Raw genomic sequence first — 26,424 nt, 5'->3', positions numbered from 1 at the left:
TTATTATCAATAGGGGTTTGCGCACATATTATATTACTTTTGTGTTGGTTATTGTAGGATTATTTACCAGTAATGCTCAAATTTTCACATGGAAAAACCCGAACCTCCCTCAAGATTCTATAAAATCTGACAGCGCACTTGCTGCCAAAACCGATAGCATTATTTTTACAAGACTAAGCCGCGATCTTTTCACGAAAGATACTATGGATTTTGTAAAAACCAAAAACAGAATTATTATTGACGAATCTGTTTTAGCAAAGAATGACAAGCAACGATTTTTAGGAGAATTAAATTCTAAAGGATCTATCATTCGTGGGATTACTTTTGGAAATAATCAAGGACAATCTGTACAGAGTTCTATGGATTTGCAGATTTCAGGAAAGCTTTCTAAAGATGTTACCATTCTTGCCAGCATTTCAGATCACAATCTTCCGATACAAGCTGACGGATACACCCAAACGCTCGACGAATTCGATAAAATCTACATGCAGCTAAATATTAAGGATAAATCTATACTTAGAGCTGGGCATCTGGATTTGGTGGATACCAAAAGTTATTTCTCAAAATATCAGCGGCGAAGCATGGGGATTCAGTTTCAGACAGAATTTGGAACCGACAATAAAACGTATACAGACATCTCAATGGGTGTAGCGCGAAGTGAATTTCACAGAATACGTTTTCAAGGTGTGGAGGGAAATCAAGGGCCTTACCGTCTTACTGGGAAAAACGGTGAACAGTTTATCACTTTAATTTCAGGATCTGAACAAGTTTTCATTGATGGAATCTTAATGAAACGTGGTGAAAATCAGGATTACGTGATTAACTATAATACTGGGGAAGTGACATTTACCAGTTTCCGGCCTATCTTTCAGCAGAATTTTATTACCATTTCTTATAACTATACCAACAGAAATTATTCCCGATACCTCTTTACTGGAAAAGTAGAACACAAAAGGGAAAAAATGAAAATCGGGCTCAATTGGTTCATGGAAAATGATAATAAAAACGCTCCTTTGGCTTTAAATTTATCCAAAGAAGACGAAAAAATATTAGCCGATGCCGGCAACAATCCAAATTTAATGTACGCACCCTCTGCTGTAGAAACGGCTTATGATGTCAACAAAATTTTGTATCGTTTGGTACAAAATCCCAATGGCAATTATTACCAGTTTTCTACCGATGCTTCTCAACTTCTGTACACGCTTTCGTTTACTTATTTTGGGGCAAATCTTGGAGATTACAAAGTGACGCAAACTACCAATAATGGGCGTGTATTCGAATACGTAGGTCAAAATATGGGAGAGTACAGAGCGGTAAGAAAACTTCCAGCTCCGGAAAAATCTCAGGTGTACACTGTAAACTCAGAATTCCTTCTAAAAAACGGAAAAATTGGGGCTGATTTTTCATTGAGTAATTATGATATCAATTTGTTTTCATCAAAAGATTCAGACAAAAATATCGGGTATGCTGGAAGGGTTTTCGGAAACAAAACATTTAGTAAAAAAAACTGGAAAGGCACTCCTAGCTTTGAATATCAGTACATCGACAAGCAATTCAGAATTTTAGACAGAATAAATGATGTAGAATTTTCCAGAGACTTCAACCTTGCCCAGGAATTCAGCAACAAAACGCAGAACCGTTTTATTTTCAGCTTTTTAAACAGATGGAATAATAAATCGGTCTTAAACTACAGAGTAAACTATCTTAATGAAAGAGATTCTTATAAGGGAATAAAAAATGATCTCGATTTCGGGTGGATTAATAAAAAATACTTTACAAAAGGAAATTTCTCTTATTTAAATACCAATGCCACACTTCAAGACACCAAATTCATTCGTGGTGGTGTTTCTACAGAATTTACAGGTAAAAAAGGAAGCTGGACTGCCGGTGGAAGCATGGAACACAACGAAAAATACTTCAATAACACTCAATTGCTGGATGTGACGAGTTTTAGCTGGAGAGAAGTTTTCATACAGAAAAAAATAGGTGACAGTGCTAGAACAAGGCTTTTAACTAAAGCTTATCTCAGGGATAATGACTCGGTGCGAGACAACAGTCTTCAAAATATGAACAGAATCTTAGGATTTATGGCAGAAAGTCAGTTGATCAAAAATGACAAAACAACTTTAACAGCACTCCTCCATTATAGAAAATTTTTCTATCAGTCTGACCTTGCCGATATGAGCAGGAATAATGATTTTGTGGTTGGAAACATCCTATACAACCAGCAGCTTTTCAGAAACGGGGCCAGATTGCAGGCATTTTATGAATTGGGTAATGGCCAAGAAGCTCAACGAGAATTTCAATACATCAAAGTAACAGACGGACAAGGCGTTTACAAATGGACCGATTACAATGGCGATGGCGTGCAGCAATTAGATGAATTTGAGATTGCAGAATACTCAGATTTGGCTCAGTACATTAGGATTTACACCAATTCTGTAAGATATTTGGCGTCTAACAAAAATAAAATTCAGCTGGCGTTATTTGTAAATCCTTCGATTGTTTTTAATTCTGAAAATAAATTTTTGAAACGTTGGAATTTCAATATCTCATTAAATTCTCAAAACTCTTACCTCAAACAAGATAAAGTTTTAGTTATTAATCCTTTTGAGAAAAATGAAGATCAAATTCTTAAAAATCAGAATATTTTAACATCATTACAGTTTAATCCTACAGAAAAATCTGGATGGAACGGAAATTACCGTTTTATTTCTAATGACAACTTGCTCAATGCCAACTTCAGCAATGAGGAAAGACAACAGCGATCTCACTTTGTGAATCTTGGATACTGGTTTAATAAAGAATTCAGAATAGATTGGGAAAATTCTGTGCATGAGCTCAAAAATTCTTCACAACTATTTTCAACCAGAGATTACATTTTAAATAATTTTGAAACCAAACCAAAAGCAACCTATAAATTTACTGATTCTGTACAAGCAGAATTCTCATCGGCTTACCGTGAGAAGCAGCGAACCGACGGCGAGGAACTTCTGAAAGCCTTCGATATCACAGGAACCGTACAGTGGGAAAGAAAAAAAACGTCCATAAGAGCCAATTTCTCATTCATCAATAATGATTTTACTGGAAACAGCTTCAGTATTGTAGGAAATCAAATGCTGGACGGGTTAAAACCGGGTAAAAACCAGGTTTGGAGTGTTTTTGTTCAACAGTCATTAAACTCATTTTTACAGTTGAATCTCAATTACGAAGGCAGGAACTCTGGAGAACGTACAATTCACATTGGAAGTATGCAGGTGAAGGCGAGTTTTTAAGCCGAGTTGAGAAAGAAACCATGTTCGTTTTGTAAACGATAACAGCAATAGATAATTTCAAAATGCTGAAAGTTTAGAATTTCGTAAATTTGCGCCATGATAAAAATAGGCAACATAGAACTGCCGGAATTTCCGCTTTTGCTTGCTCCGATGGAAGATGTAAGTGATCCGCCGTACAGAAGATTGTGTAAATTACATGGTGCAGATATGATGTACTCTGAATTTATCTCTTCTGAAGGGTTGATCCGTGACGCAATGAAAAGCCGTAAAAAGCTGGATATTTTCGATTATGAAAGACCTGTGGGAATCCAGATTTTTGGTGGTGATGAGGAAGCAATGGCGATGTCTGCAAGAATTGTGGAAACCGTAAATCCTGATCTGGTGGACATCAATTTTGGTTGTCCGGTAAAAAAAGTGGTTTGTAAAGGTGCAGGAGCCGGAGTTTTGAAAGATGTTGACATGATGGTTCGTTTAACGAAAGCTGTTGTGAGTTCTACAAGTCTTCCCGTGACTGTGAAAACCCGTTTGGGATGGGACAGCAACTCAATCAATATTGATGAAGTGGCTGAACGTCTTCAGGAAACTGGAATTAAGGCTTTGACGATTCATGCAAGAACGCGCGGACAAATGTATAAAGGTGAGGCTGATTGGGAACACATCTCAAGAATAAAACAAAACCCAAATATTGAAATTCCTATTTTTGGAAACGGTGATATTGATTCCCCTGAAAAAGCTTTAGAATATAAAAACAAATACGCCTGCGACGGAATTATGATAGGCCGTGCGGCAATTGGTTATCCATGGATTTTTAATGAAATTAAACATTTCTTTGCTACTGGAGAACATTTGGATGCACCAACAATTTCAGACCGACTTTTAGCGGTTCGTCAACACGCAGAATGGAGTGCCGAATGGAAAGGCGAGAAATTAGGTTTAATTGAAATGAGACAGCATTACAGTAATTATTTCAGAGGAATTCCTCATTTCAAAGATTTCAGAAGAAAGTTTCTTGAAGTGTATAGTTTGGTAGAAATGGATGAAGTAATTAAAGAAACCCAAGGCTTTTACGAGGAATATGAAGCGAAGGTTTAAGCAATATCTGAGTTAATTTAAACACTTTTATAAAACAGCAAACCCATCAAAAATTTGATGGGTTTGCTTTATTTCTGCTATGATTTGAAAAACAGATTATTTTTTGATATCCTTTTTCACATCTTGATATGTTTTTTCTACAGCTTTCGCTCCTTTTTTACTTTTATCACCAACCCAGTTTGCTCCTTTTTTCACCCCTTTTTCAGTAGCTTTAGCTCCTTTCTTTGCGGTATCACCAGTCCATTTCACACCTTGCTGAACTCCATTTTTAGTGGCGTTAGCACCATTTTTAGCAGCTTTTCCTACAGTTTGAGCGTCTTTTTTCACAGCTTCTTTTACGGTTTGCTTCTCCTGTGCATTGGCAGAGAATGTGAATATTAAAATTGCCAGAATTGAAATTGTTTTTTTCATTGTATTTAAGAATTTAGATTAAAATTACTATTTTATTTTATTAAAAATCAAATTTGTTCAGGTTTATTTTCTGAAAATAATGGATTGGCTGAGCTTTCATTATTTGTAGAGATATTAATGCTTGTAGGCGTTACCAACTGTACTTTATCTGCATCCAGACGTTGTTTTATTTGGGTTAAAGCTTCATTTTTAAGGACAAGCATATTGGCACCAATTTCCATCCAGAATCTAATTTGAAGATTAAAAGCACCCTGCTTCAAATCTGTGTAGAAGACATCAATATTTTCGGGTTTGTCTACATGAGGGAGGTTTTTGATGACCTCTAAAATTCCTTGTTTTGCGACATCAATATTTTCGTCTGCCGGAATTTCAAAATTTAAAATAATTCTTCTCTGCGGAGAAGCTGTAATATTAAAAAACGGAGCATTAAAGATAACTTGATTCGGGATAAAGACTTTTTTTCCGTCATCAGTAATCAATTTAGTCGTTAGCAAACCTATATCCTGTACCGTTCCAGAATGATTTCCGATGGTAATATAATCTCCTACTTTAAAAGCTTTATCAATCCCGATGAGCATACCCGAGAACATACTAGACACCAAATCTTTCAAAGCTACCCCAGCAATCACCCCAGCAACACCTAAACTTCCGATAAATTTCCATAAAAATCCGCTGAAACCCATTATTTCTAGCGTAATGAAAATCCCAATTACCATAATTAAAAATCTAAATATTGAGACAGTAGTAGCAACAGAAGCTTGTGCCGTACTTTTAGGAAAAAATTTATGGAAAAGTTTTACTGCAATTTTGCTTAAGTATTTACTCGTCAACAAAAAAAATGAAAATACTATAGCACCCATGATGAGCTTTGGCGTAAGTCTCGCAAATGCTATATACCAGTTTTCTAGTACTTTGTAGATGGTATCAAAATAATTTTGAACATTTATTTCCATAAAAAAATATTTGTTTACAATTTAAACAAATTTTTCAAGCAAAAATTTTGCCAGTCCATTAAAGTCTATTAAATTTGTAGACTAATAAAAACAAAATATTATGTCAATAAAATTGGGAGACACCGCACCAGATTTTACCGCAGAATCATCTTTAGGAGAAATTAATTTCTATAAATTTCTGGGAGATTCGTGGGGAATTTTGTTTTCACATCCTGCAGATTTCACACCGGTCTGCACTACTGAATTAGGTTTTACTTCAAAACTTAAATCTGAATTTGAAAAAAGATATACAAAAGTGATTGCATTGAGTATTGACAATGCGGAAGACCATAAAAAATGGATTTTAGATATCAACGAAACCCAAAAAACTGAAGTACAGTTTCCAATCATTGCAGATCAGGATAAAAAGGTTTCAGAATTGTATGATTTTATTCATCCCAATGCTTCTGCGACAGGAACGGTAAGATCTTTATTGATTATTGATCCGCTAAAAAAAGTTCGTTTAATTATTACATATCCAGCTTCTACAGGAAGAAATTTTGATGAAATTCTGAGAGTTTTAGATTCACTTCAGCTGGTTGATGAGTATAAAATAGCAACACCTGCCAACTGGAACAATGGTGAAGATGTGATTATTCCTCCGGCAATTTCTACGGAAGATGCGAAAGATCTATTCCCGAAAGGTATACGTGAAGTAAAACCATATCTGCGTTTTACACCTCAACCGAACAGATAGCGATTGTGATTTTTTATTTATTATATAGTTTAGTTTAATTGCAAAAGCGGCCTGAAAAATTTTTCAGACCGCTTTTTGTTTCGTTTAATTTTTACAACTTAGTTTTTAACCTCATTGATAACTTCTTTACCTTTTGAAGTTGGCAAGAAAATACTGAAACCTACGTTGAAAGTAATGTTTGAAGTAAGCCCTTCGTTACCAAACCCTGTAATACCGTTATATTTCACTAAACCTTCAACCCCGATGTTTGGAGTGATAAAGTAAGAATATCCTGGGCCTACACCAAAATCTAAACCAGTAGTATTAGTACCTCCTTTAGTATTCTGTCCTCCGATACCTATGTTACCTTCAAAAAACCATCTACCGTGGTTTAATAAATTATCTACGCCCTGCTCACCTGGAGAAAGATAGTAACGTCCTAAACCTCCTACACCGTAAGTGAATTTTGTGCCTGAGTCTTTACTAACTTTTGATGTACCCAAAGTAACATATCCCCCAACCGCAACATTGTCTTCTACAAAGTATGCTGCTCTTGGCTGAATCGAGATGTCGTAACCTGCATTAGTATTCAAACCGAATTTGCTTGATAACAAACTACTACCAACCATCCAGTTACCTTCCTGAATTTGTGCGTTTGCTGTAGAAGTTAATCCTGCAACTGCTAACAGCCCTGTAAAAATCAGTTTTTTCATAATATTTATTTTAATAGTTAAATTTTGAAGTGATATTTTAGCTGTTTCAATAAATATGCCACTACTACAAAATATGTTTTATATCAGCAAAAGAATGATAGCAAAAACAATCCCTGCAATGGTAAATTTCACACCTCTTCTGAAAGGTTTACTCTTAGTATTAAACATCCAGAAACTTGAAATGACAAAGAAAAAAAGACAAACGCCAAAAAATGCATTCAGCGGTGAGAGTGTGTCTGCAGATTTGGCTTTGTGTAGTTTTGCCATTTTATCCAGAACAAGAGGCAGTTCTTTTTTTGTATATTTTGCTTGTCCGGTGGTTATGTTATAAGTACCTTCTTTAAAATAAATAATATTACTTTCGGTTTTTTTTATTTCTAAATTTTTAATTTTCAATTCCTTTTCCAATTCTTTTTCTGAAAGGTTTTTGGCGATTACTTTATCATACAGTTTTTTATTTTTCAGGAAATCTGTATCTCTGTAAATAAGAAGTATCCCACTTAGGGCATAGATAACCATAATTCCTGCCATAAAGTAGCCCAAATAGCGGTGAGTAATTCTCATAAAACTGCGCGTGTCTTTAATCTTATCCATATTTATTTTTTTTATTAATTCTTATTTAACTTCAAAAGTGGAAACTGCACCGTTACAGCTTCCACTTTATTCTAAAATTTATTAATGTTATTTATTTTTATAGTTTGTAGGTGAGGGTGAAATAGTAATTTCTTGGTGTAATTGGGTTTACAGAATAATTTTCGTGTACATTGTAATTTTCCACATCAAAGAGATTCCCCACTTTTGCCTGTATCATGAATTTTTTCCACTCATATCCTGCAGATAATGAGAATGTAGTATAATCTTTGAGTTCAAACACTCTGCTCACTCCGTTTCTTGAAGCTAAACTCGTTGAGCTTCCGAATTTCGTATCATTCCAGCCCGCCAAACGATCGCCAATGTAATAGGCAGAAGCACCAACTTTCAAACCTTTAATTCCTTTTGTAAAAGTATAAAAAAGAGATAAATTAGCAGTAGTAGCCGGAGTTCTTACTAGTCTTTGGTTTTCTACGTATCCTACTTTTTCTGGTGTATCCAGATAAATGGAATTGTTATAAGACACACCACCAATAATTGATAGATTTTTTGAAGGATTTCCCGTGATATCTAATTCCACACCACGACTTCTCATTTTACCTACAAATTCTTTTAAATTTCTAGGATCTGTAGATGCTAAATTGGTGGTAGGATCTATAAATGCTTGATAAAAATCTCTGTAAGAAATTTGATACAGTGAAAGATTAACTGCCACAGCGTTATTCCATAAATTTTTCTTTGCACCTACTTCATACTGATCTACAAGAGAGGGTTTAAGGGAATTAAGCGTAAATGCATCCAAGCCTGTATTCGCCACAAAAGAATTGGTATAGGTTGCAAACACAGAAAGATTGTCGTTTGGATTATACACCAAACCTACTTTTGGAGAAACCGCCTGATCTGAAGTTGCAGAATTATTAACCTCACTTTTTAGATTCGTTTTAAATTTAGTATTCAAAGTTGGCATATTTTCGATGTAAGACCAACGCAAACCTGCAATCACTTTAAATTCTTTGGTAAGACTAATAAAATCTTGTGCATATACACCAATTCTTCTGGTATTGACACGCGTTTTATCTAATCTCTGAGATTCTGGCATAGCTCCACCCGCCCAGGTAGAAGAATTGTCTAAAAACAGAAGACCTGAACCTCCGTCTGTGCCATAAAAATAAGTTGATCCGTAGTTTTTATTATTAGTTGGATTGTAGTAAGTATAAGAATCACTCACCCCGTAATCTGCATCTGTTCCTACTAAAACTTTGTGATTAATACTTCCTGTATTGAATTCTCCGTTTAGGTTGACTTGTGCTGACGTATAATTTTGCTCGTTATATGTTCTGTTTAAAGGCCTGTTCCAAGAAAGTCTGTTGGGATTGGCTGTTGCGTATGACCAAAGTACTCTTTCGGTAGAAAAATAATCTTTGGTGTAATTTTGATAGGAAACTGTAGAATTCAAAGACCAGTTATCATTAAACTGATGATTAAATGTGGCATTGGTAGAAACTTGTTCTACATCCTGATATTGCCAATCTGTGCCTAAGAATATATTTCTGTCTAATCCTGTCTTTAAAGAAAAGCTTTTGTCTTTGTTTTCAATGGAGCCAATTCCGAAATCCGGGGTGAAATTATTTTTAAGATAATCAGCTTCTACAATTAACTGAGATTTTGGATTTAAATTAAAAACAAAAGAAGGATTAAAATAATATTTTTCAGACTGTACCACATCTCTGAAACTTTCAGCATATTCATAAGTACCATTTACACGAAATGCTATCTTTTTACTTAACGGTCCATAGATATCAACGGTAGGTTTATAAGAATTCCAGCTTCCGGCATTTAATCCGATGTTTCCACCAAAATTAAACTTAGGTTTTTTTGTAATCATATTAATCACTCCGCCCGCTGCTGTATTTCCATAAAGCATGGCATTGGCGCCTTTCAGTACTTCAACCCTTTCAAGACCGCTTACCTCAGGAAAAACACCGCTATTGATCCGAGATCCGTTCTTAAACATATTATCATTTCCCAGAATAAAACCACGACCTCCAAAACTGTCCTGAGAATTCCCTCGGGACGATGTTACATACATACCGTTTACGTTTTGTAAAACATCACTCAGCTGTCTGGATTGTTGCTGCTCAATGATTTCGTGAGTAACAATGGCTATAGGCTGAGGCGTTTCCATCATCGTTAGTTTAGACTTTGTTGACACAGAAGTTGCTTTGTTCGGATTTCCTGTTTTATGAAGATTAACATCTTCAATAGTGGTAATTCTTAACGTATCATTTTCCGTGTTTCTAAGTTGAGCACTTACTGTAGCAGAAATTACTATAAATCCTATGGTGATGATTTGCCTTTTCATTAGTTATTTAGATTAATTTTAAATAATGGCAAATTTATGATTCTTGTTTAGAATAATTAAAAATAAAAATCTGATTTTTATCATACCACATCGCTCTTTTCTGTTCTTGACGCTTCTGGCAGAATTTTTAAATATCTTTGTTTAAAATATATCTTATGCAACTGGTTAAAGTAGGTTTGTGTGCCTTCGGGATGAGCGGAAAAGTTTTTCACGCCCCTTTTCTCAAACAACATCCTGGTTTTTTTCTCTCTGCTATAGTAGAAAGATCGAAAGAAGAATCCAAAGAGCAATATTCTGATGCGGTAATCTATCATTCTGTTGAAGAAATGCTACAAAAATCTGATCTTGATTTGGTGGTGGTGAACACTCCAGTTCAAACGCATTTTGAATACGCCAAACTTGCTCTGGAAGCAGGTAAAAATGTGATTGTAGAAAAACCATTTACTATTAATGCTAGAGAAGCTGAAGATTTAGCAAAATTGGCGGCAGAAAAAAATCTTTTTTTAAGCGTATATCAAAACCGAAGATTTGATCGAGATTATCTTCAGGTAAGAAAAATATTGGATGAAAAAGTGCTGGGAGAGATTAAAGAAGTGGAGATTCGTTTTGACAGATTTCGAACTGAAGCGAGCGGTAAAGCCCACAAAGAAAATCCAGAAAATGAAGGTTCCGGCTCTGTACACGATTTGGGCGCTCACCTCATCGATCAGGCAGTGCAGTTATTTGGTAAGCCCGCAAAGGTATTTGCCGATATCTTTTCTATGAAAGGAAATGAGTTTGCCAATGATTATTTTGAGCTTATTTTTTATTATGAAAATGAACTAAGGCTTCGTTTGAAATCATCAGTTTTCACGAAAGAAGATCATTATGCCTATAAAATTTTCGGGAATCTAGGTTGTTTCTTACAAGAAAGATCAGACAATCAGGAAAATGAATTGGTAACTGGAGCAATTCCCGAATATGGAAAAGAATGGACTCTCCCATTGGATTCTGCAGACGGAATTTTAAATATTTCCACTGAAAATTCTAAAACCGAAAGAACGCTTACCTCAAGCGAACCAGGAAATTATATGAATTATTACCAGCATATTTACGAACACATTGTTTTCGGATATTATTTGCCTTCGCCCGCGGAAGAAGTGGTGGTTAATATGAAGATTATTGATGCTGTAATAGAAAGTTCAAAACAAGGAAGAATTATTGATTTAAATTTTTAATATAAACTTCAAGTTGATTATTAAATCATGAAGAAAAGAAGTTCAAGCTTTACCGTACTTGGTTTGCTGTTTATAATCATCGGATTTATGTTGGTTGAAGATAATATTTATCTCAAATACGGATTTCTCATTTTGGGAATTGCTTTTTTTTTTCACAGTATTTTCACAATCATTAGAAACAAATAATTGAAAATAAAAAGAGCTGTTCATGGTTGAGCAGCTCTTTATTTATATTATATGTAATGAAAACTTCTTATTATTCTTGAAGCTCAAGCCATCTCATTTCATGGTTTTCCAATTTTTTTGAAATATTTTCTAAATCTGCAGAAAGTTTTGAAATCTTGTCGTAATCTGCCTCATTGCTCAATTGATCTAAAATTTCAGCTCTTTTAGCTTCAAATTCCGGGATTTCTTTGTCTATAGTATCCAATTCTCTTTGTTCTTTAAAAGACAATTTTCTTTTCGGAGCTTGCGGTTGTGATACAACAACTTCTACAGGCTTTTCAATTACTTTCTCAACTACAGTTTTTGCTTTTTTATCTTCCTGCTTTTGACTTCCGTCTTCCAACTTCTTATTTTCTCTGTACTCAGAAAAGTTTCCTATAAAGTCTTTTATTTTTCCATCACCTTCAAATGCCAGAACATGGTCAACAATTCTGTCCATAAAATATCTATCGTGAGAAACAATGATTAAACTTCCCTGAAAATTCAGAAGGAAATTCTCCAAAACCGTTAACGTAGGAAGGTCAAGGTCATTTGTAGGTTCATCAAAGATCAAAAAGTTGGGGTTTTGATATAAAATATACATCAAATGCAATCTTCTTTTTTCTCCACCAGAAAGCTTCGAAATAGGAGAATACTGTGTTTGGTCATCGAATAAGAATAATCTCAAAAACTGGGATGCAGTAATTGTTCGTCCGTTTGCCAAAGGAAAATTTTCTGAAATATCTTTGATGAAATCTATTACCCTTTCTTCCTCTTTATACTTCAAACCTTTCTGAGAAAAATATCCGAATTTAATTGTTTCTCCAGTTTCAATCTCTCCCGAATCTTTCGGTTCAAAACCTTGAATGATATTTAATAAAGTAGATTTTCCGGCTCCGTTTTTTCCTACAATACCTACTTTTTCACCTCTTTGAAAAGAATAACTGAAATCTTTCAACAACAGTTTATCTCCATAACTTTTAGAGATGTCTTTCAGTTCAAGAATTTTATTGCCTAATCTTTTCATTTCGAAATCAAGCTCTAATTTTTCTTTACGAGTATCGGTTTTCGCAACTTTTTCAGTTTCGTAGAAGTCTTCTTGTCTGGATTTTGATTTCGTAGTTCTTGCTTTAGGTTGTCTGCGCATCCACTCCAATTCTTTTCTGTAAAGGTTGTTGGCTTTGTCTATGGTTGCATTCATGTTATCTTCACGAATCATTTTGTTTTCTAGATAAGTGGCATAGGCACCATTGTGAAAATAAAGATTCTGATCTTCCATTTCCCAGATGATTCCGCAGACAGCATCAAGAAAATAACGGTCGTGCGTTACCAGAAGAAGAGTAATTTTTGCTTTATTCAAGTAGCTTTCAAGCCATTCTACCATTTCCACATCCAGGTGGTTGGTAGGCTCATCCATGATCAAAAGAGTGTGGCGGTGTTCTGCTCTGGTTTCTGTTAAAAGTTTTGCTAGCGCTACACGTTTAATCTGTCCACCGGAAAGCATTCCCATTTTGGCAGTTAAATCTGTAATTTTAAGCTGAGAAAGAATCTGGCTCATTTCATTTTCAAGATCCCATGCTTTGTGAATTTCCATTTCAGCCAAAGCCGTTTCCATCTCATCTGGATTTCCCGACAGCAATGCATGATGGTATTTTTTTAAAGCTAAAATGGGGGCTGAATCTAGAGTCATCATAAATTCCTCAATCGTCAAATCAGATTCAAAATCTATTTCCTGATCAAACAATACCACTTGTATATCTTTATTGATCACAACATTCCCACTGTCGGCGATTTCTTTTCCCATCAAGATTTTCAGAAGTGTAGATTTTCCGCTGCCGTTTTTGGCTACGATAGCAATTTTATCTCCTTCATTGATGTTGAAATTGATATTTTTAAATAGGGTTTTTATCCCATATGACTTGGTAAGATTTTCTGCAGAAACGTAATTCATTATGATTAAATGATATGTAATATTGATAATTGACTGCGAAAATACAAATTCAAAAGTATTTGCCCGCATTTATGCGCTTGTATTATTTTTTAATGTAGATTTATGAGATTAATTTTAAAACACAAAACTATGCTACCCATTAACTTTTTGGCGATTTTTACCGCAGCTTTTATTCCGCTTATCACCGGTTTTATCTGGTATCATCCTAAAGTTTTCGGAACTGTTTGGATGAGAATTACTGGTGTAAATGAAGATAAGATAAAGAAGTCGAATACCTTTTTAATTTTTCTTTTTAGCATACTTTTATCCATACTGATTGGGATGTTTCTGCAGTTTGTAACCATCCATCAGTTTGGGGCTTTAGGAATGATTGGTGGAGACGAAAACCTCTCTAAACCATCTTACGACGCATTTATGAAAGACTACAGCATGGCATTCAGGTCGTTTGGTCATGGTGCTTTACATTCTTTCATGACCGGGCTTTTCTTTGTCTTTCCAATTTTCGCAATCAATGCTTTATTCGAAAGAAAATCTTGGAAATATGTTTTTCTAAATGGGGGTTATTGGACGATAACAATCACCATAATGGGTGGAATTATCTGCGGTTGGTATGCTGTAGAAGGTTTCAATTTCACTACCCCGAAATAATATTTAAATTTAATATAAAAGGTTACTTTTGTAGCCTTTTTTTATGGAGTATACATTTAAAATTTACCTTTCCGCAAACGAACTACCGTTGGACTGGGAAAACATTGTAGGTAAATACAATATCCTTCTTTCAAAATCTTATTTTGAAGCGCTTGATGATGCAAAACCAGAAAATATGGTGTGCTATTTTGCTGCTTTCTTTTCAGACGAAATTTTAATTGGTGGTGCTTTATTTCAGTACTTGAGTTTTATTGATCATCCTACTTTTCAAAAAAAAGAAATAGGTTGTGATGTGAAAAATTTTCTTGCCAAAAAACTCAGCAAAGACGTTATGTTTATAGGCAATAATATGCTTACTGGGCAAAACGGTTTTTATTTTATCAAAGAAAAAATTAGCACCAAAGAAGCTTCTATTTTATTAGACAAAGCGACAGAATTTATGCAAAAAAAATACAGAAAATCATCTTTGATTATTTATAAGGATTTTCAAAGTAAATTTATGGATCTTTTTCAAAGTAAAAATTATGATAAATATTTTAGATTTTCTGTACAACCAAATATGATGCTGAAAATAAAAGATTGTTGGGGTACTTATGAAGATTATCTGAATGATTTTTCTACCAAATACCGAAGCAGAGCCAAAACTGCTAGAAAAAAATCTAATGAAATTGAAAAAAGAGAATTAAATTTAAATGAAACTAAGAAATGGAGCGTAAGAATCAATTTACTTTATCAAAATGTAGCAGACAACGCACCTTTCAACACATTTTTTCTCCCTAAAAATCATTTCTACCGCCTCCAAGAATCAATGAAAGGTAATTTTAGAATTTTTGGATATTTTCTTGATGATGAAATGATTGGTTTTTATAGTTTGATCTTAAACAATGAAGATATCGATACTTATTTTCTAGGTTACGACAAAGACCTTCAAAAAGAAAAACAAATCTACCTGAATATGCTTTTAGATATGGTGGAATTTGGGATTAATGAAAAATATACAAGAATAATTTTCGGAAGAACAGCCTTAGACATAAAATCAACTATAGGCGCTGAACCTTTTGAAATTTTTGGATTAATTAAACATAATAATTCCCTGATTAATCCTTTTATGGAAAGAATTTTCCCATCTCTTTCCCCAAAAACAGATTGGGTACAGCGGAAACCGTTTAAGGTTTAATTTGATCACAAAAAAAATTCTTACTAATACCGTTGTAACTAAAAATACTTTATAAAAGTTCACAAAATGTAATGTGTTTGAATAAAAAATTCACTGCCTTTTGGGATTAAATTTTAAACTTTTGTGATCTTTGTGATTATAAACACGTTACTCCAAAGTTAAATTTTTCAGCGACCAAAGGCTTCCATTGTACATATCTAAATCAACTTTTGTATTGATACCGTGTACAATTCCGTTTTCTGTAAATTGCCAAAAATCATAATCATCATCTGGAGACGGAGACGGCACATCGTTGTAATTGGCAAGCCATAAGGGATAATCCTCAAAACTACCTTTTAGAAAATCTTTATAGTAGTGGTAATAGGTATAGATAATAGGCTTTTTACCATACTTTTCTTCCACTATTTTACACCAAATCTTTAGATCTTCAACCAATTTTTCTTTGGATTTTTTTCTGGGGATCTTTTCAATATCAAGAATCGGAGGAAGATCACCACTTTCAAGTTTTACATTATAAAGGAAATTGTTGGCCTGTTTCACGGGATCTTCATCGGCTCGGTAAAAGTGGTAGGCACCACGAATCAGTTCATGTTTTTTTGCCTGTTCCCAGAAATCATTGAAGTGACGATCTGCATTACGGTTTCCCATTGTTGCTCTCATTACTACAAATTCCAAAGTAATGGTTTTATTGCCAATGCTTAGGCTATCCCAAGAAATATCTTCTTTGTTTTGATAATGCGAAATATCTAATCCGTAGGTCTTGTCTAAATTTTCGCTGATGATTTTTTGAATTCTCGCAGCCTCAGTTTCCGTATTTTTAAGTTTTTTATGAGATGATTTATTGAAATAAAGTGCGTAATAATAGGAAATTTTCTGTTTTAAGAAGAAACCTGTTGCCAAAAGTGTCAGCACCAAAATACCCAACACAATAATCCTGCGGAGATTGGCTCTCTTGCGGGTGTTTTTATGACGTTTTGCAGCAACTTTTCTGGTGTAATTTTTTCTTTTCATCAGAGTACAAAACTAAGTTTTTTTGACAATTTTTTTTGCTTTGTGTAAGATTTTGGTAGTAATAATTCTACTGTTCTTAAATTCAAAAATAAATCTTCAGAATAGAACTTAGAATTAGAAGGTTTTTACTAAAACAAATCGTTCCCCTGTTCAATCTTTTCAAATGCGTTCTTATGGAAAGATTTTTTCTTTCGATTGAATTTGTACTAAACTTTTGGATTGAATGAATTTCTTTTGAAATTAAATATTGGTAATTCTGGAGTTTATCTATGTAGATTTTTTTTGGATTTGAGTTTAAAAGTATTTTAGCCCCCGCAACATCTTTGGTGTTTCTTATGAGAGAAGAAATGTTTCCGGACACTCTTTTCTCTTGATTTTTAATGTGTTTTTTATTTAAAAAGTTATAAATAAAGGAAACCACCACATCTGGAACATTATTGGTTAAAGAAGGAAACGCCACAGATAACGGTGCAGAATGGGTGTATATTTCTACAGCATCTAACCCCGACCTTTCGGGAGATAAAAATACTGTTATTGCTTTAGATAATCCTGCCAACATGTCAGAAAAAACTCAAACACTTTAACGGACTCAAAATGCATTTTAGACGGAGGATGGCGGAGCGATAACGAACAAAATATTTACGCCAAAATGATTAATCCGCTTCAGAAATGAGGCGGATATTTATTTAACATTCAAATATCAGGTAGAATTAATCTCAAATAATAAGATTGAATAAACATTAAATCTGTAAATTTGTTACTATGGAAACAAGGGAGAAAATCGTTATCATTGGAGGAGGTTTTGCAGGATTGCAATTGGCTAAAACACTGAACAACAAAAACAAAAAGGTTATTGTGCTCGATCGTGTAAACCATCACATGTTTCAGCCTCTATTCTATCAGGTGGCTTGCGGGAGGATAGAACCTTCCAATATTTCATTTCCTTTTCGTAAGATTTTTCAGCAATCGAGAAATACACAATTTAGGCTTACCGAGGTAAAAGAAATTATTCCTTCACAAAATAAAGTAATTGCTGACGGAGCAGAATTTAGTTATGACAAATTAATTATCGCTACTGGTTGTAAAACCAATTTTTTCGGGAATAAAGAAATGGAATCTAAAGCTTTCGGGATGAAAAACACCCAAGAAGCCATCAGTATTAGAAACCATGTTTTGATGACTTTCGAAAGATTAATCCTAGAAAAAAGCCGCAGTGATGACGGAAATTGGAATATCGTTATTGTAGGAAGCGGCCCCACTGGTGTGGAGCTTGCAGGCGCTTTTTCTGAAATGAAAAAAGAAATTCTACCAAGAGATTATCCTTATATGAATTTTGATCATCTTAAAATCATACTTGTAAGCTCTACAGAGAAACCGTTAGCAGTAATGAGTCCCGAAGCACAAACTCAGTCTGAAAAATACCTAAAAGATCTTGGTGTAGATTTTCTAAGTGGAGAATATGTTACAGAATACGATGGCGACAGGGTTTACATGAAAAGTGGAAAACAAATAGCTTCCAACAACGTAATCTGGGCCGCCGGTGTTATAGGAAATGTAATTGATGGATTTTCTCAAGAAAACATTTTGAAAAACAGATACATTACCGACAGATTCAACAAAATAAAAGGTTTTGAAAATATTTATGCCATTGGCGACATTTCCTACATGGAAACACCCAAATACCCTCAAGGTCATCCTCAAGTAGCGAATGTAGCAATTAATCAAGCAAAAAATTTAGGCAAAAATATTTTAAAGAAAAGTAATTCAGAATGGTCTGAATATGAATATGATGACAAAGGTTCTCTTGCTACAATAGGTAAACACAGAGCAGTTGTAGATCTTCCTTTTATAAAATTTCAAGGTTTTCTTGCGTGGTATTTTTGGATGTTCCTTCACTTAATGCTAATTTTGAGCGTTAGAAATAAACTTGCCGTATTCTTTAATTGGATGTGGAGTTATTTTAATAAAGATTCGTCATTACGACTAATCATCCTATCCAACAAAAAAAACGGAACATTACAATGAGAATTGATATTATAAGTGTACTTCCAGAACTCATGGCAAGCCCATTTCAAACTTCCATACTGAAAAGAGCGATGGATAAAGGTATTGCCGAAGTTCATTTTCATCAACTCCGAGATTGGGCAATTAATAAACATAAGCAAATTGACGACGAACCCTATGGTGGCGGTGCAGGAATGGTTATGATGATTGAGCCCATAGACAAGTGTATTTCTGACCTTAAATCTGAAAGAGAATATGATGAAGTGATTTATCTAACGCCAGATGGTGTCACTTTAAATCAAAAATTGGCCAATACCCTTTCTATTAAAAACAATCTTATATTTCTTTGCGGCCATTACAAAGGTATTGATCAACGCGTACGAGAACTTCACATTACAAAAGAGATTTCTATAGGAGATTATGTGCTTACAGGTGGCGAGCTTGCAGCTTGTGTTTTGGCAGATTCTGTCATCAGGCTTTTGCCAGGTGTTTTGAATGATGAACAAAGTGCTTTGACTGATAGTTTTCAGGATAATTTGCTTTCTCCGCCTATTTACACAAGACCAGATGTGTATAAAGGTCTAGAAGTGCCAAAAGTACTTTTGAGCGGAGATTTTAAGAAAATTGAAGATTGGAGACATGATGAAGCCGTAAGAATTACACAAGAAAAAAGACCCGATTTACTCTAATTGATTTCTATGATGCTTTAATGATTTATTAAGGTAATAATTCCCTATTTATTTTAAATTATAATTTTTTGAAAATCAATGAAATATCATTATGATTAAATTAATTTATGTTAAAATATTAATTAAAATAATAATTCATAAAAAAACTATTTGTATTTTTAACCACACAAATTTTTGAAAGGCTAGATAAATATTAATTTTTTGCAAACAAATCAATGGAGATTTTTGCATTCTACAACGTTGAAAATTTGTTTTTACCAGATTCTACGCCCAAAAACAAGTTCGAAAAAACCAAAAGCGGACTCAACAATTGGGACTTCCGAAAGTATCAGTATAAACTCAATAAAATTGCACATGTTTTTCGTTTGATCGAAGAGCAAAATAGCCATTTACCATTAATGGTGGGGCTTGCAGAGATTTCGGGATCTCACGTTCTGAAAGACCTCATCAATACCGAGCCTCTTCAGGGAAAATACGACATCATTCATTATAATTCTCTAGATGAAAGAAATGTAGATGTAGCTTTGCTCTACAATCCTTCAAAAATCAAAATTTTACACTCCGAACCTATCACTTTTTTCTTTGAAGAATCTGGTCTAGACGAGCAATATTACGACACAACTAGAGATGTACTTTTTGCAAAAGTGAAATATGAAGAAGAAATCATCAATGTATTTGTACTTCACTTACCATCGAAAAGAGAAAAAGACGTCAACAAACCAAAAAGAGCTTATATCATTAATGAACTAAAAACCAGAATTAATGTGATTCTTAAAAATACTGATGAGAAAGTAATTTTGTGCGGAGATTTTAATGAAAATCCTGATGATGAAATCATTCTGCCGTTAACAGACAAAACTTCAAACGGTATTGTTCTCAGAAATCCTTTCTTAAATTTGTTCTTAAATAAAAAATATTCAACATTTCATTACAAAAGTGGTTTACTATTTGATCAAATACTTTTATCAGAAAATTTTTTTAACTGTAACGAAAGCATACTTCAATATGATTCTGCAGAAATCTTTAACCACAACCAACTTACAACTACAGAAAAAAACTCAGCAAAAAGGCCTTTTAGAACTTTTGCAGGAACGAGATATTTAGGGGGATACAGCGACCATTTCCCTGTTTTTATAAAACTAAAACGCTGTGACAAAAACAACAACAACTAACAAACATTTCTATAAAACATTAAACTAAATCAAAATGAAGAATTCTAACAATACAGATTACTATTTGGATGCAATCGATAAGCAGATTATTTATATGCTTATGGATAATTCCAAAACTTCACTTGCTCACATTGCCTCGAAAGTAGGGATTTCCACTACCGCAGTTCACCAAAGAATAAAAAAACTAGAGCATGCAGGAGTAATAGAAAGCACTATTTCTTTTTTAAATCCAAAGAAAATTGGCTTCAAAGTAGTTTCCTTCATCGGAATATTTCTAGATCAGCCGAGCCATTATGCTGAAGTGGTAAAATCTCTAAAAGAAGTAAATGAAGTTGTAGAAGCGCACTATACAACAGGAAATTATGCTGTTTTTATAAAAGTTCTCTGCAAAGACAACGATCATCTTATGCAAATTCTTAGTAAATTACAGAAATTTAAGGGAGTTACCCGTACAGAAACATTTATATCTCTTGAGCAAAGCATTGCAAGACAACTAAAAGTATAACACAATGAATATCGCAGATTTTTTAGATTCAACCTATCTTAAAACACCACAGCAATCTGGAATTTCAGAAGAAGAAACACTTCAGAAAGCTCTAGAACTTGCCGCAGAAGCAGAAGAAAATAATATTTTTGCTGTGATGATAAGACCTGAATATGTTTCTGAAATTAAAAAGTTTCTGACAGATAAAAATTCAGACGTAAAAATAGGAACTGTGATTGGCTTTCACGAGGGAACTTATTCGGTTGATGAAAAACTGAATGAAGCAAAAAAAGCAATTGCAGATGGCGCTGATGAACTTGATTTTGTTATTAATTATTCTCAATACCTCAACGGTGATCTCGATTTGGTGAAAACCGAGTTTCTAGATTGCACAAAACTTTGCCTTCAAAATCAAAAGATAGCCAAATGGATTATTGAAATTGCCGCGTTAACAGATACACAAATTGCAGATCTCACAAAGAAAATTTCTATGTGGGCAGAAGAGAATTTTGATGGAAATGATTTTTCAGCAATTTTTGTAAAATCATCCACCGGATTTTATGAAACCAAGGATGGAAAGCCAAACGGTGCTACTTTTGAAGGCATTAAAATAATGCTCGATAATTCTGGAAAGCTACCTGTAAAAGCAGCTGGAGGCGTTAGAAGTCACGCTGATGCTGTGAAAATGATTAATCTTGGCGTGAAAAGAATTGGAACTTCTTCGGCTTTGAGTTTGCTTAAAGATCAATCTTCTAAAGAAGAATATTAGAATACATTTTAAATAGAAAAGCTCCGAAGATTTGTTTCTTCGGAGCTTTTTCATGTAAATATTTTCCTATTTTTTAATGATAAATTTCTCTGAAATCTTCTCACCACCATCTAAAACAAGGGTAAGAAGATAATTTCCATTGGTAAGAGTTCTTACATCTATTTTAGTTTCTCCTGCAAAGTTTCCTTTTAAAATTAATCTTCCTGAAGCATCGTACATTTCATAATCTGCCTTTTGAGATAATCTTTTTAATGAAACAGTAATAAAATCAGAAGCTGGATTTGGATAAATTGTATAATTCTTAACTGCAGTTTCAGACGTAGATAACACAACCTGATTCACTGGGAAATTAGTAGAATTTACTGCAAAATAAATATTGTTCAGTGCCTTTACCATAATTCTTGCATTAGCAATATTTTCACTAGGAATCGTCACATTTGCAGAGCCGTTGTTTGGAACACTTGCTGCCAAAACAGTATTGAAATTCGCGCCGCCATCTTTAGAAAGCAGAATAGTTACATTGGCAGTATTGATGGTTCCTCCATTCGTTCCTGCTACAGCCCAAGTTACAGGAATAGTTGAGTTTCCGGTAATTGCTGCATTTGATGTTTGAGACGTTACTGCAAACGGACCATCATCGGTAACTGTAACAACCATTACGTCTCTTGCAGCCTGATTTCCTGTGGCTTTGTTATCATTTACGATAAGAGAAAAATTGAGTGTTCTTGCCACGCTTGGAGTAACTTCCCATTTCGGTATCAGATTATTAGCTAAAACCGAAGTCATAACCGGAAAATATCTCAATGGAGAAACTTTAGGAGCTAACGAACGGTAAACAGGGCCTGCTGTGGCTGTAGAAACAGGTGGCTGAGTATTATTGGTGTTATCATACTGTTCCCATAAATAGGTCAGCGGATCATTGTTTGGATCTGTGCCTATACCTGTCAATACAAATGCTGTACTTTTGGGAATGATGTAATCTGCACCAGCATCAGCCGTAGGAACCCCATTACTGTTTGACGTTTTCACAGAACAGTCGGTAGATCTCTGAACTACAGCATACATTTCAAGAATACTTGCCGCATGGAAGTAGGCATCACTGCTATTTTGTACATTTAAGCTGGTACCACATATCCCCGCATAAGCCATAATTGTAGAACCGCTACCTGGTTCGAAAGCTGTAGAATTATTTTCATTACCACTACAATTCCTAAATGTATGATTTGCTCCGAACTGATGTCCCAATTCATGAGCAACATAATCAATATCAAAAGGGTCACCCACAGGAGCGCCAGAACCAGTAACACCTCTAGCCTTATTGTCAGCTACACAAACAACCCCTAAACCTGCCACACCTCCACTGTTTGTACCAAAAACGTGACCGATATCGTAATTTGCAGTACCAATAACAGAATTTGTATTTGTTTGATTTTGAGTAATCATTGCTCCGGGATTTCCGTTGGTGTATGGATCAGTAGACGTATTGGTATAGACCAATAGGTTATTATTGGCAACCATGGTCATGGTAGTAGAAATTGATTTTTCATAAACACCATTAACTCTGTTCATTGTAGTTACCATTGCTGCCATAGCCAATGCGACCGTTCCACCATGAAAATTAGTGTACTCTCCCGTGGCGGCAATAGCAATTCTGTACCTTCTAAACTGTCCGTCAGAAACCAATGGTGCCTTGTTTGCTGAGCCACCGCTGTTTTTTAAATTATCCAGTTCATTTTCTATATGACATTCGAAGAGTCTGTCATTTTTTGGAAGATCTTTTCTTTTATAAAGAATGAAAGAAGAATGATCTTTTGCATAACTGTCGAGATAGCTTACTTCCCAATTATCAAAATACATCACGCTGATTCCTGTAGAAGGCGTAGTACTGAAACGAATTGTATTTTCAGGATGATTTTTCTGCCAGCCAACGTAAGTACGGATTTCAGGAAATTTAGCCTGTAATTCGGGTTCCATCATAGAGGCTTCCTGAACGATATAATCTCTCGTTTTTCCGTCTGAATCAGGAAATTTAATGATTAAATTCTCATTATTTGAAAAGCGCTGAGGTGCATTTTTCAGGTCATTTTTAATTTTATCTAAATCTAACTGATATAGCGAAAATGTGTTGGGCACAACCCATCTTGGGCTGAGATTTTCACGTTTCACTTTGTTGTCTTTAAGCTTTGACCAGTAATTATCCTGAGCAAAACCCTGTGCTGCTACTAGCAGACACGAAAGAATAAATGTTTTTGTTTTCATGTAAGTTATATTAAATATTAGTATTTTGTGATTACTTTTTTAAACCTGACATTTCCGTTTAGTTTCAACAGAACATTAGGTGGTTTTCGAGTAGATTTTTCAAAATCGGGATTATACAATTCTTTTACTTTCAGATAAAGTATATTTTTATTTAAACTTATTTCCTCTATCAAAACATCATTGGAATTTTTTAATTTCGGTTTTATGAGAACATAAGTTTCATCTTCCACAACAGCCGGAATTGGAGAATATCGGTTTCTTTTATTTTTTTGATGTATTAAAACGAAAACCCCGTCCATTTTTTCCTGAGAAATTATAATCAGAAAATCATTTTGAGTTAAAGTAAAAGGATAATGATATTTATCTTCGAAGTGAATTATTTTAGATTGAGGCAAATATTGGCTCTTTCTAACCTGCGATTGACAATTAAGAAATAAAAACAGAAAAAAACAAAGATATATTTTCATTTTATAAACTTAATTGTAGTAAAATTAAGATTTTAAAATGACTCATTAATTATCATTATAAAAAAAAACCGCTTCAAAAAATGAAACGGTTTAAATTGATATGAAAATTTTAGTTTTAAGCTAAAACTTCTTTTACTTTGTTTGCAGCTTCTTCCAAAGTAATTGCAGAGTGTACTGGTAGACCAGACTCGTCAATTAATCTTTTAGCTTCTACTGCATTAGTACCTTGTAATCTTACAATTAGTGGAACAGGAAGGCTTCCCATTGCTCTGTAAGCATCTACAACACCTTGAGCAACTCTGTCGCATCTTACGATACCTCCAAAAATATTGATCAAAATAGCTTTTACGTTAGGATCTCTCAGGATAATTCCGAAAGCAGTCTGTACTCTCTGTGCATCCGCAGTACCACCAACGTCTAGGAAGTTTGCTGGGTTACCTCCAGATAATTTGATGATATCCATGGTTGCCATTGCAAGACCAGCGCCGTTTACCATACAAGCAACGTTACCATCAAGCTTTACGAAGTTAAGACCAGCTTCACCTGCCTCAACATCCAAAGGATCTTCTTCTCTTGTATCTCTAAGTGCTTCAAGATCTTTGTGACGGAATAATGAGTTACCATCCAAAGTTACTTTAGCATCTACAGCGATAATTTTGTTGTCAGAAGTTTTCAAAACCGGGTTGATTTCGAAAAGAGAAGCATCAATTCCTACATACGCATTGTATAGAGAAGAGATGAATTTTGTAAATTCTTTGAACGCATTTCCTTCAAGACCTAGGTTGAAAGCAATTTTTCTAGCTTGAAAACCTTGAAGTCCTAAAGTAGGATCAATCAATTCATTGTGGATTAAGTGTGGAGTTACTTCAGCAACGTGCTCAATATCCATACCACCTTCAGTAGAATATACAATTGTATTTTTACCTTGAGCTCTGTCTAAAAGAATAGAAACGTAAAATTCTTTAGTTTCAGATTCTCCAGGATAATATACATCCTCTGCTACCAATACAGAATTTACCAATTTACCTTCAGCAGAAGTCTGAGGTGTGATCAACTGCATTCCGATGATGTTTTGAGCGTTTTCTTTCAACTTATCCATGTTCGGAGAAAACTTTACACCACCACCTTTACCACGACCACCTGCGTGAATTTGCGCTTTTACAACCCAAGCTTGAGCTCCGGTTTCAGCAGTCAATTTTTCAGCAGCTGCTACAGCTTCTTCTACGTTGTTTGCAACGAAACCACGTTGGATAGCTACTCCATACTTTGATAAAATCTCTTTTGATTGATACTCGTGAAGATTCATATTATTTTTATTATTTTTATTTTACTATTTAAAGGTTGACAAATTTAATAAAAATGAACAAGGTTAAAAAGAAAATCACTAAACTTTTAAATTAATAAATCATTTTGTATTAAATATCTGCGATTTTTCAAGTATTAAGAAGTGTTTTCTTTTGTATAATCTTTATTTACAATCAAAATATTCTAATCACATTTTAATACTATTCTAATCTATAGTATTACTTTTATCAAAAAAAGTTATTTATTTTTGATAAAAGATCAATTCAAAAACAAAATAATGAATTTTCAGCTAAAATTTAAAGTAAACGACAAATTATATCTCAAAGACCCCGAAAAGAGTGAAATAGGAAAATCTATCCTAAAACACGCTATAGAGCTGATTTTTGATATAGGATTTGAACATTTTACATTTAAAAAACTGGCTGTAAAAATCAACTCAACTGAGGCAACAATTTACCGTTACTTTTCTTCAAAATACAAATTATTAACCTACATTCTCAACTGGTATTGGTCTTATCTCGAATTAATGTGTGAGTTGAAAACTTCTGAGATTAAAATACCATTAGAAAAACTAAAAAAAATTTTAGAAATCATCACGCATTACAACAATTCGTGTGATGAAGTAGACGATTATAATATTGGCAAACTTCACTCTATTGTCATTTCAGAAAGCAGTAAATCTTATCTTGTAAAAGAGGTAGACGAAATAAGCAAAGAAATGATTTTTGGCCCGCTAGAAAGTCTTTGCCAATGTATTTCATATATTATTTCTGAGGCAAAACCAGATTTCGCATATCCCGTTTCTATGGCAAGCACACTTTTGGAGACTGCTCACAATCAACATTTTTTCAGTGAGCATTTACCAAAACTCACAGATAATCATCATAAAGAAGAAAACAAAAAATATGTATTGGGTTATTTAACACACATTACTTTCAACCTTATTAAATAAGAA

Annotated in this window: 23 protein-coding genes and 1 pseudogene; 13 read left to right on the top strand and 11 right to left on the bottom strand. The window is 34.1% G+C overall.

From position 1 onward, the window contains the following. Positions 1–203: 203 nt before the first annotated feature. Together BW939_RS08020 and dusB are read left to right on the top strand one after the other, a co-directional pair. Positions 204–3,275 carry a hypothetical protein gene (locus tag BW939_RS08020; protein WP_394333837.1) on the top strand — a complete coding sequence of 1,024 codons (3,072 nt, stop codon included), beginning with the start codon at positions 204–206 and terminating at the stop codon, positions 3,273–3,275. A 96-nt stretch (positions 3,276–3,371) separates the two neighbouring features. Continuing rightward, positions 3,372–4,367, top strand: coding sequence for a tRNA dihydrouridine synthase DusB (gene dusB / locus BW939_RS08015; protein WP_076451513.1), 996 nt, complete (start codon positions 3,372–3,374; stop codon positions 4,365–4,367). A gap of 96 nt (positions 4,368–4,463) precedes the next feature. On the opposite strand, the gene BW939_RS08010 is transcribed toward dusB, so the two are convergent. Continuing rightward, the gene (locus BW939_RS08010; RefSeq protein ID WP_076451512.1) at positions 4,464–4,778 is read right to left on the bottom strand and encodes a hypothetical protein; all 315 of its coding nucleotides are present in this window, start codon (positions 4,776–4,778) and stop codon (positions 4,464–4,466) included. Between the two features lie 47 nt (positions 4,779–4,825). Beyond that, the gene (locus BW939_RS08005; RefSeq protein WP_076451511.1) at positions 4,826–5,731 is read right to left on the bottom strand and encodes a mechanosensitive ion channel family protein; all 906 of its coding nucleotides are present in this window, start codon (positions 5,729–5,731) and stop codon (positions 4,826–4,828) included. 100 nt (positions 5,732–5,831) lie between these two features. On the opposite strand from BW939_RS08005, the gene BW939_RS08000 reads away from it, so the two are divergent. Continuing rightward, a complete protein-coding gene (locus BW939_RS08000; RefSeq protein WP_076451510.1) occupies positions 5,832–6,467 on the top strand; it encodes a peroxiredoxin in 636 nt (211 codons plus the stop codon). 98 nt (positions 6,468–6,565) lie between these two features. Here BW939_RS08000 and BW939_RS07995 read toward each other — a convergent pair whose 3' ends face one another. The 3 genes from BW939_RS07995 to BW939_RS07985 form a co-directional block, all read right to left on the bottom strand. Then, a complete protein-coding gene (locus BW939_RS07995; protein ID WP_076451509.1) occupies positions 6,566–7,159 on the bottom strand; it encodes a hypothetical protein in 594 nt (197 codons plus the stop codon). 78 nt (positions 7,160–7,237) lie between these two features. Beyond that, entirely contained in the window at positions 7,238–7,753 is a 516-nt protein-coding gene (locus BW939_RS07990; protein ID WP_076451508.1) for a hypothetical protein, read from the bottom strand. A gap of 97 nt (positions 7,754–7,850) precedes the next feature. Further along, complete coding sequence (locus BW939_RS07985) at positions 7,851–10,112, bottom strand: TonB-dependent siderophore receptor (protein ID WP_076451507.1); 2,262 nt, start codon at positions 10,110–10,112, stop codon at positions 7,851–7,853. A gap of 155 nt (positions 10,113–10,267) precedes the next feature. Between BW939_RS07985 and BW939_RS07980 the strand changes: the two genes are divergently transcribed. Beyond that, positions 10,268–11,329, top strand: a complete 1,062-nt coding sequence (locus BW939_RS07980; RefSeq protein WP_076451506.1) for a Gfo/Idh/MocA family oxidoreductase — start codon at positions 10,268–10,270, stop codon at positions 11,327–11,329. A gap of 256 nt (positions 11,330–11,585) precedes the next feature. Here the strand turns inward: BW939_RS07980 and BW939_RS07975 are convergent, their stop codons facing one another. Next, complete coding sequence (locus tag BW939_RS07975; protein WP_076451505.1) at positions 11,586–13,484, bottom strand: ABC-F family ATP-binding cassette domain-containing protein; 1,899 nt, start codon at positions 13,482–13,484, stop codon at positions 11,586–11,588. 129 nt (positions 13,485–13,613) lie between these two features. On the opposite strand from BW939_RS07975, the gene BW939_RS07970 reads away from it, so the two are divergent. Continuing rightward, complete coding sequence (locus BW939_RS07970) at positions 13,614–14,132, top strand: DUF1761 domain-containing protein (protein WP_076451672.1); 519 nt, start codon at positions 13,614–13,616, stop codon at positions 14,130–14,132. A gap of 43 nt (positions 14,133–14,175) precedes the next feature. After that, positions 14,176–15,309 carry a hypothetical protein gene (locus BW939_RS07965; protein WP_076451504.1) on the top strand — a complete coding sequence of 378 codons (1,134 nt, stop codon included), beginning with the start codon at positions 14,176–14,178 and terminating at the stop codon, positions 15,307–15,309. Between the two features lie 147 nt (positions 15,310–15,456). Here BW939_RS07965 and BW939_RS07960 read toward each other — a convergent pair whose 3' ends face one another. Beyond that, positions 15,457–16,320, bottom strand: a complete 864-nt coding sequence (locus tag BW939_RS07960; RefSeq protein WP_084566626.1) for a glycoside hydrolase family 25 protein — start codon at positions 16,318–16,320, stop codon at positions 15,457–15,459. 82 nt (positions 16,321–16,402) lie between these two features. Then, positions 16,403–16,627, bottom strand: a pseudogene (locus tag BW939_RS16035) (IS1 family transposase); the annotation flags it as partial. Positions 16,628–16,757: 130 nt separating this feature from the next. Here BW939_RS16035 and BW939_RS16030 point away from each other — a divergent pair. From BW939_RS16030 to deoC, 6 genes are all read left to right on the top strand, one after another. Further along, on the top strand, positions 16,758–16,904 hold the full coding sequence (locus BW939_RS16030) for a hypothetical protein (protein ID WP_228417169.1): 147 nt from the start codon (positions 16,758–16,760) through the stop codon (positions 16,902–16,904). Positions 16,905–17,082: 178 nt separating this feature from the next. Next, positions 17,083–18,345: an NAD(P)/FAD-dependent oxidoreductase gene (locus tag BW939_RS07950; RefSeq protein WP_076451502.1), complete on the top strand. Its 1,263-nt coding sequence runs from the start codon at positions 17,083–17,085 to the stop codon at positions 18,343–18,345. Then, on the top strand, positions 18,342–19,013 hold the full coding sequence (gene trmD, locus BW939_RS07945; RefSeq protein ID WP_076451501.1) for a tRNA (guanosine(37)-N1)-methyltransferase TrmD: 672 nt from the start codon (positions 18,342–18,344) through the stop codon (positions 19,011–19,013). The genes BW939_RS07950 and trmD overlap by 4 nt, the downstream gene beginning before the upstream one ends. Positions 19,014–19,228: 215 nt before the next feature. Beyond that, the gene (locus BW939_RS07940) at positions 19,229–20,185 is read left to right on the top strand and encodes an endonuclease/exonuclease/phosphatase family protein (protein ID WP_076451500.1); all 957 of its coding nucleotides are present in this window, start codon (positions 19,229–19,231) and stop codon (positions 20,183–20,185) included. Positions 20,186–20,219: 34 nt separating this feature from the next. Next, complete coding sequence (locus tag BW939_RS07935) at positions 20,220–20,690, top strand: Lrp/AsnC ligand binding domain-containing protein (protein ID WP_076451499.1); 471 nt, start codon at positions 20,220–20,222, stop codon at positions 20,688–20,690. A 4-nt stretch (positions 20,691–20,694) separates the two neighbouring features. Beyond that, positions 20,695–21,438, top strand: coding sequence for a deoxyribose-phosphate aldolase (gene deoC / locus BW939_RS07930; RefSeq protein ID WP_076451498.1), 744 nt, complete (start codon positions 20,695–20,697; stop codon positions 21,436–21,438). A 66-nt stretch (positions 21,439–21,504) separates the two neighbouring features. Here the strand turns inward: deoC and BW939_RS07925 are convergent, their stop codons facing one another. The 3 genes from BW939_RS07925 to sucC all read right to left on the bottom strand — a co-directional run bounded on the left by BW939_RS07925 (position 21,505) and on the right by sucC (position 25,470). Beyond that, positions 21,505–23,697 (bottom strand): reprolysin-like metallopeptidase, encoded by a 2,193-nt coding sequence (locus tag BW939_RS07925; RefSeq protein WP_076451497.1) that lies wholly within the window; start codon positions 23,695–23,697, stop codon positions 21,505–21,507. A 17-nt stretch (positions 23,698–23,714) separates the two neighbouring features. Then, positions 23,715–23,996 (bottom strand): hypothetical protein, encoded by a 282-nt coding sequence (locus BW939_RS15735; RefSeq protein ID WP_143753992.1) that lies wholly within the window; start codon positions 23,994–23,996, stop codon positions 23,715–23,717. Between the two features lie 283 nt (positions 23,997–24,279). Continuing rightward, positions 24,280–25,470, bottom strand: a complete 1,191-nt coding sequence (gene sucC, locus BW939_RS07915; protein WP_076451495.1) for an ADP-forming succinate--CoA ligase subunit beta — start codon at positions 25,468–25,470, stop codon at positions 24,280–24,282. A 276-nt stretch (positions 25,471–25,746) separates the two neighbouring features. Between sucC and BW939_RS07910 the strand changes: the two genes are divergently transcribed. After that, positions 25,747–26,421, top strand: a complete 675-nt coding sequence (locus tag BW939_RS07910) for a TetR/AcrR family transcriptional regulator (protein ID WP_076451494.1) — start codon at positions 25,747–25,749, stop codon at positions 26,419–26,421. Positions 26,422–26,424: the final 3 nt, after the last annotated feature.

The organism is Chryseobacterium piscicola (genome assembly GCF_900156685.1).
GTDB classification, from domain to species: Bacteria; Bacteroidota; Bacteroidia; order Flavobacteriales; family Weeksellaceae; genus Chryseobacterium; species Chryseobacterium piscicola.
The sequence above is the reverse complement of the archived record's forward strand: the minus strand, read 5'-3'. Positions and strand labels throughout refer to the sequence as shown.

Coding starts and splice junctions, on each gene's coding strand:
- BW939_RS08020 (WP_394333837.1), top strand. CDS start 204: ATGGATTTTGTAAAAACCAAAAACAGAATTATTATTGACGAATCTGTT.
- dusB (WP_076451513.1), top strand. CDS start 3,372: ATGATAAAAATAGGCAACATAGAACTGCCGGAATTTCCGCTTTTGCTT.
- BW939_RS08010 (WP_076451512.1), bottom strand. CDS start 4,778: ATGAAAAAAACAATTTCAATTCTGGCAATTTTAATATTCACATTCTCT.
- BW939_RS08005 (WP_076451511.1), bottom strand. CDS start 5,731: ATGGAAATAAATGTTCAAAATTATTTTGATACCATCTACAAAGTACTA.
- BW939_RS08000 (WP_076451510.1), top strand. CDS start 5,832: ATGTCAATAAAATTGGGAGACACCGCACCAGATTTTACCGCAGAATCA.
- BW939_RS07995 (WP_076451509.1), bottom strand. CDS start 7,159: ATGAAAAAACTGATTTTTACAGGGCTGTTAGCAGTTGCAGGATTAACT.
- BW939_RS07990 (WP_076451508.1), bottom strand. CDS start 7,753: ATGGATAAGATTAAAGACACGCGCAGTTTTATGAGAATTACTCACCGC.
- BW939_RS07985 (WP_076451507.1), bottom strand. CDS start 10,112: ATGAAAAGGCAAATCATCACCATAGGATTTATAGTAATTTCTGCTACA.
- BW939_RS07980 (WP_076451506.1), top strand. CDS start 10,268: ATGCAACTGGTTAAAGTAGGTTTGTGTGCCTTCGGGATGAGCGGAAAA.
- BW939_RS07975 (WP_076451505.1), bottom strand. CDS start 13,484: ATGAATTACGTTTCTGCAGAAAATCTTACCAAGTCATATGGGATAAAA.
- BW939_RS07970 (WP_076451672.1), top strand. CDS start 13,614: ATGCTACCCATTAACTTTTTGGCGATTTTTACCGCAGCTTTTATTCCG.
- BW939_RS07965 (WP_076451504.1), top strand. CDS start 14,176: ATGGAGTATACATTTAAAATTTACCTTTCCGCAAACGAACTACCGTTG.
- BW939_RS07960 (WP_084566626.1), bottom strand. CDS start 16,320: ATGAAAAGAAAAAATTACACCAGAAAAGTTGCTGCAAAACGTCATAAA.
- BW939_RS07950 (WP_076451502.1), top strand. CDS start 17,083: ATGGAAACAAGGGAGAAAATCGTTATCATTGGAGGAGGTTTTGCAGGA.
- trmD (WP_076451501.1), top strand. CDS start 18,342: ATGAGAATTGATATTATAAGTGTACTTCCAGAACTCATGGCAAGCCCA.
- BW939_RS07940 (WP_076451500.1), top strand. CDS start 19,229: ATGGAGATTTTTGCATTCTACAACGTTGAAAATTTGTTTTTACCAGAT.
- BW939_RS07935 (WP_076451499.1), top strand. CDS start 20,220: ATGAAGAATTCTAACAATACAGATTACTATTTGGATGCAATCGATAAG.
- deoC (WP_076451498.1), top strand. CDS start 20,695: ATGAATATCGCAGATTTTTTAGATTCAACCTATCTTAAAACACCACAG.
- BW939_RS07925 (WP_076451497.1), bottom strand. CDS start 23,697: ATGAAAACAAAAACATTTATTCTTTCGTGTCTGCTAGTAGCAGCACAG.
- BW939_RS15735 (WP_143753992.1), bottom strand. CDS start 23,996: ATGGACGGGGTTTTCGTTTTAATACATCAAAAAAATAAAAGAAACCGA.
- sucC (WP_076451495.1), bottom strand. CDS start 25,470: ATGAATCTTCACGAGTATCAATCAAAAGAGATTTTATCAAAGTATGGA.
- BW939_RS07910 (WP_076451494.1), top strand. CDS start 25,747: ATGAATTTTCAGCTAAAATTTAAAGTAAACGACAAATTATATCTCAAA.